This window comes from Curtobacterium sp. MCSS17_011, from assembly GCF_003224275.1.
In the GTDB taxonomy this organism is placed as follows: domain Bacteria; phylum Actinomycetota; class Actinomycetes; order Actinomycetales; family Microbacteriaceae; genus Curtobacterium.
In genome coordinates this window covers 1-5,444 of record NZ_QKLE01000050.1, presented here as the reverse complement: position 1 = coordinate 5,444, position 5,444 = coordinate 1, and the positions used below count along the sequence as shown (strand labels likewise).

Genomic DNA, 5,444 nt, shown 5'->3' with positions numbered 1-5,444 from the left:
CGGACTCATCGTCGAGGTGCCGGGCAAGCGCCGTATCTTCGTGAGCATCGGCCGCATCACCTCGATCGGTGCCGGACAGGTCATCACCACCGGTCTGGTCAACATGCGCCGCTTCGAGCAGCGCGGCGGCGAGGTCCGCGTCATCGCCGAGATGCTCGGCCGCAAGGTGCTCATCAAGAACCAGCGGATCCGCGCCACCATCGAGGACGTCGCGATCGAGGACCGCGGGCAGGGCGACTGGGAGGTCGCACAGCTCTTCCTCCGCAAGCCGAAGACCACGCCGTCACCGTTCGGCAAGGGCCCCACGACGTTCGCGACGTGGAACGAGGTCACCGAGGACGAGCTCCCCGGCGAGGCCCAGTCCGCCGAGCACGTGATCGCCGCCTACTCCGACCTGCTGCCGGCCGACCTGGCGTCGACGCTGCTCGACCTGCCCGCCGAGCGCCGGTTCGAGGTCGCCGAGGAACTTCCCGACGACCGCCTCGCCGACGTGCTCGAGGAGATGCCCGACCAGGAGCGCATCGAGATCCTCACCCGCCTGGTCGACGCCCGTGCCGCCGACGTCCTCGACCAGATGCAGCCGGACGACGCGGCCGACGTCCTCGCCCAGTTCTCCGACGAGCGGAGCGAAGCCCTCCTGCAGCTCATGGAGCCGGAGGAGGCGCAGGACGTCCGCATGCTCCTGGAGTACGAGCCGGACACCGCCGGTGGTCTGATGACCACCGAACCGGTGATCGTCTCGGCCGACGCCACCGTGGCTGAGGGCCTCGCGCTGGTCCGCCGCCACGAGCTCGCGCCGGTGCTCGGCGCCGCCGTCTGCGTCACCCTGCCGCCGTACGAGCCGCCGACCGGTCGGTTCCTCGGGCTCGTGCACTTCCAGCGGATGCTCCGCTACCCGCCGAACGAGCGGCTCGGCACGCTCATCGACCAGCAGACCGAACCGGTCCGGGTCGACGCGAGTGCCGCCGAGGTCACCCGCATCATGGCGACCTACAACCTGCTGTCCGTCCCCGTGGTCGACGACGCCCACCGTCTCGTCGGGGTGGTGACGATCGACGACGTCCTCGACCACGTCCTGCCGGACGACTGGCGAAGTCAGGGCGAGGGGGAACCCTCACCGCTTCCACGTCAACGCCCGCGCAGGACAACCGTGACGACGGGAAGGAGGACCACCCGTGGCCCGAACGGATGACAACCGTCGCGACCGTGACCGGCAAGAGGTCCGGCTCGACTCCCCGAAGGGCATGCGCACGCGTGTGCTCCCCAGCCGCCGCCGTGGTCGCGGGGACACCTTCGGTCGCGCGACCGAGGGCATCGCCCGCGGCATGGGCACGCCCTGGTTCCTCATCGGGCTCACGCTGTTCTGCGTGGTCTGGATGGGCTACAACACCCTCGCGCCGAAGCCGTGGCAGTTCGACTCGGCGGCCATCGGCTTCACGGCTCTGACGCTCGTGCTCTCGCTGCAGGCCTCGTACGCCGCCCCGCTGATCCTGCTCGCGCAGAACCGGCAGGACGACCGCGACCGCGTGCAGTTCGAGCAGGACCGCCAGCGCGCCGAGCGCAACCTGGCCGACACCGAGTACCTGGCCCGCGAGGTCGTGGCCCTGCGCCTGGCGATGCGCGACATGGCGTCGAAGGACTTCATCCGTGCCGAGCTCCGCTCCCTGCTCGAGGAACTCGACCGCCGCGACGCCGACGAGGCCGGCTACGCGGACGAACACGACAGCTCCACCCGTGGCTGACGCCGTCCCCACCGACGAACAGCTCGGCACGGCGGTCCTCGCCGCGCTCGGCCGCGTCATCGACCCCGAGATCCGCCGGCCCGTCACGGAGCTCGACATGATCCGTGGTGTCGACGTCCAGCCAGGAGGCGCGGTGCGCGTCGACCTGCAGCTCACGATCGTGGGGTGTCCCGCCGCCGACACCATCGAGCGCGACGTCCGCGTCGCCGCCGGGTCCGTCCCGGGGGTCGCGGCAGTCGACGTCGACGTGTCCGTGATGGCCCCGGCCACACGCGCCGCGCTGACCGAGCGGCTGCGAGCCGGTCGACCGAAGGGCGTCCAGTTCACCGCGGACTCGCTCACCCGCGTCATCGCCGTCACGAGCGGCAAGGGCGGCGTCGGCAAGTCCACCGTCACCGTGAACCTCGCCGTCGCGCTCGCCCACCGGGGCTTGCGGGTCGGGGTCGTCGACGTCGACGTGCACGGCTTCAGCGTCCCCGGCCTGATGGGCCTGACCGACGAGCACGGGGTCGCACCCCGCCCGACGCGGGTGGACAGCATGATCCTGCCGCCGGTGGCGCACGACGTGAAGGTCGTCTCGATCGGCATGTTCGTCGACGACGTCTCGACGGCGGTGTCGTGGCGCGGACCGATGCTGCACCGCACCGTGAACCAGTTCCTGACCGATGTGTGGTTCGGTGACCTCGACGTCCTGCTGCTCGACCTGCCTCCGGGCACCGGCGACGTCGCGATCTCGGTGGGGCAGCTGCTGCCGCACGCCGAGGTCCTGGTCGTGACGACCCCGCAGGCCGCCGCCGCCGACGTCGCCGAGCGCAGCGGGATCGTCGCTCGGCAGACCGGGCAGCGGGTCATCGGCGTGATCGAGAACATGGCCGGGCTCGTGCAGCCCGACGGCGCGGTCCTGCACCTGTTCGGCGAGGGCGGGGGCGCCGAGACCGCCGCGCGGCTGTCCCGCGGGCAGGAAACCCCCGTACCGGTGCTCGGCAGCGTGCCGCTGTCCGTGCCGCTGCGCGAGGGCGGCGACGCGGGCGTCCCGGTGGTGCTCGGTGCCCCGGAGGACCCGTCCGCGGTGGCCCTGACAGCGATCGCCGACCGGATCACCACGATGGGGCGTGGGCTTGCCGGCCGGAAGCTCGGGCTCTCGCCGTCCTGACGGTCGGGTGCCCGCCACCGGCCTCGGTAGGGTCGGACACATGAGCACGGATCACGTCGACGTCGACTGGGACCACGCCCGCGACACCAACCGCGCGAACTGGGACGACCGGGTGCCGATCCACGAGGGCGCCTACGCCATCGACGCCCTGTCGGACCCGGACCACCGGTCGGACGTGGTGCGTGACGACCTGCCGGCCCTGATGCCCTGGCTGCCGAACGGTTCGCTCGCCGGGCTGGACGTCTGCCACCTGCAGTGCCACATCGGCACCGACACGGTGTCGCTCGCCCGCGAGGGTGCCCGGTTGACCGGCGTCGACTTCTCCCCCGCAGCCCTCGCATCGGCCAGCGGGCTCGCATCACGGCTCGGCCTCGACGTCACCTGGGTCGAGACCGACGTCCTCGATGCCCGGGCCGCCGTCACCGGGGACTTCGACGTCGTCTACACGAGCATCGGCACGATCTGCTGGCTCGCCGACCTCGACCGCTGGGCCGCACAGGTGGCCGGGCTGCTGCGCCCCGGTGGCGTGTTCTTCATCCGCGACGGCCACCCGGCGATGTACGCCCTCGACGAGGACGCCGACGAGCTCGTCACCCGGTACCGGTACTTCCCCGACGGCACAGCCCAGCAGTGGGACGACGCCGGCACCTACGCCGGCGACGGCACGGTGGCGAACACCCGCACCTTCGAGTGGCCGCACCCGCTGTCCGAGATCGTGAACGCCCTGCTCGGTGCCGGGCTGCGGCTCCGACGACTCGACGAGGGCCAGACCCTGCCGTGGCGCTTCAGCTCCCGCATGGTCGAGACCGGCACCGGTTCGTGGGCTTGGCCGGATCACGACCGCGACCGGATGCCGACCACCTACACGATCGTCGCCACCCGCGACTGACCTGACCCCCTGGTCCGTTCGACGCATCCTGTGCGTTCGCTCATGGACAGGACGTTCTACCCCGGCGCATTATGCAAGGGCATTACACAATGCCCTTGCGGAATGTGTCGCGAGGGCTCCACCCGCCGGACGACGACGTCCGACCGAGGACAGGAGAACCGTGTGAACCAGAACACCCGCGTGCGATCGGGCCTCGTGGCCACCATCGCCGCCCTCATGGTCGCTGGGGGCTCGCTCGCTGCGGCGCCGGCCGTCGCGGCGACGACCTGCGCGACCGCCTGGAGCGCCGGCACCGCCTACAACGGCGGAGCCACCGTCAGCGAGAACGGCTCGAACTACACCGCGAACTGGTGGACCCAGGGCGACGAACCGGCGACCCACTCCGGCGCGACCGGCAGCGGCCAGCCGTGGACGTCGACCGGCACCTGCACCGGTGGCGGCACCGGTGGCGGGACCACCCCTGGTGGCGGTGGGACCACCACGCCGGGCAACGGCAGCACCGGCACCGCGAGCGGCCTGGTCTTCAGCCCGTACAAGGACATCACTGTGAACCTCGACTGGAACACGAACGTCATGAACACCGCGGTCACCGGCACGCGGATCCCGGTCGTCGGGTCGAGCAACAGCCTGGTGTCGACGCGGGAACCCGGTCTCAAGGCCATCACGCTCGCCTTCGCCACCGGCACCTGCGGCAGCGAGAACTGGGGCGGAGTCGCTGCCGACGCGTTCGCCAGCGCCAACATCGCGAAGCTCGACGCGGCCGGGGTGAACTACATCGTCAGCACCGGTGGCGCCGCAGGCTCGTTCAAGTGCTCCGGCACCGCGCTGCAGTCCTTCATCGCCCGCTACGCCTCCCCGCACATGATCGGCGTCGACTTCGACATCGAGAGCGGGCAGTCCGCGGCGGACGTGCAGAACCTGGTGAGCGCGGCGGCCCTGGCGCAGTCGAAGTACCCGGGCCTGCGCTTCTCGTTCACGCTCGCCACCCTGGCCGCGTCCGACGGTTCGTTCGGCGGGCTGAACAGCACCGGCGACGCCACCGTCAAGGCGGTCAAGGCCTCGGCACTCACGAACTACACGGTCAACCTCATGACGATGGACTTCGGACGCGCGACCACGGCGAACTGCGTGATCGTCGGGTCGACGTGCCAGATGGGGCAGTCCACGATCCAGGCGGTCACGAACCTGCAGCACACCTACGGGATCGCCTCGTCGAAGATCGAGGTCACCCCGATGATCGGCGTCAACGACACCACCGACGAGGTCTTCACCCTCGCGGACGCCGACACCGTCGCCGCGTACGCCAAGTCCCACGGGCTCGCCGGGGTGCACACCTGGTCGCTCGACCGGGACACCCCCTGCCCGACGGCGCAGAGCACCGCATCGCCGACCTGCAACTCCGTGGCCGGGTCTGCGCCGCTCGCCTGGACGGACCGCTTCCTGGCGGCCCTGAGGTAGGGAAGAACCGGGCGTACCTGGTCGGATCGGGCGTACCTCGTCGTTCCTTCCGACCAGGTACGCCCGATTCCACTCGCCATCGGGATCGCCACGCGACCCCACGACGGACTGGAGGCCCGGTGCCAGTGAACTGGTCCCGGTTTGTTGGACCGTGAACTCAGATTAGGCCGCGAGGGCGTGAGCTCGGTATTGAACCGGGCTC

5 protein-coding genes are annotated in these 5,444 nt (G+C 70.9%); all 5 read left to right on the top strand.

What is annotated here, in order from left to right:
* Positions 1-1,192 (top strand): magnesium transporter MgtE N-terminal domain-containing protein (locus DEJ17_RS17330; RefSeq protein ID WP_110895650.1); only part of this gene is annotated, 1,192 nt, incomplete at its 5' end.
* Between the two features lie 52 nt (positions 1,193-1,244).
* Positions 1,245-1,742 carry a DUF1003 domain-containing protein gene (locus tag DEJ17_RS17325; RefSeq protein WP_042539423.1) on the top strand — a complete coding sequence of 166 codons (498 nt, stop codon included), beginning with the start codon at positions 1,245-1,247 and terminating at the stop codon, positions 1,740-1,742.
* On the top strand, positions 1,735-2,895 hold the full coding sequence (locus DEJ17_RS17320) for a P-loop NTPase (RefSeq protein WP_110895648.1): 1,161 nt from the start codon (positions 1,735-1,737) through the stop codon (positions 2,893-2,895). Before DEJ17_RS17325 ends, DEJ17_RS17320 begins: the two co-directional genes overlap by 8 nt.
* 40 nt (positions 2,896-2,935) lie before the next feature.
* On the top strand, positions 2,936-3,784 hold the full coding sequence (locus DEJ17_RS17315; RefSeq protein ID WP_110895646.1) for a bifunctional 2-polyprenyl-6-hydroxyphenol methylase/3-demethylubiquinol 3-O-methyltransferase UbiG: 849 nt from the start codon (positions 2,936-2,938) through the stop codon (positions 3,782-3,784).
* Between the two features lie 162 nt (positions 3,785-3,946).
* Positions 3,947-5,242: a carbohydrate-binding protein gene (locus tag DEJ17_RS18170; protein WP_181421274.1), complete on the top strand. Its 1,296-nt coding sequence runs from the start codon at positions 3,947-3,949 to the stop codon at positions 5,240-5,242.
* Positions 5,243-5,444: the final 202 nt, after the last annotated feature.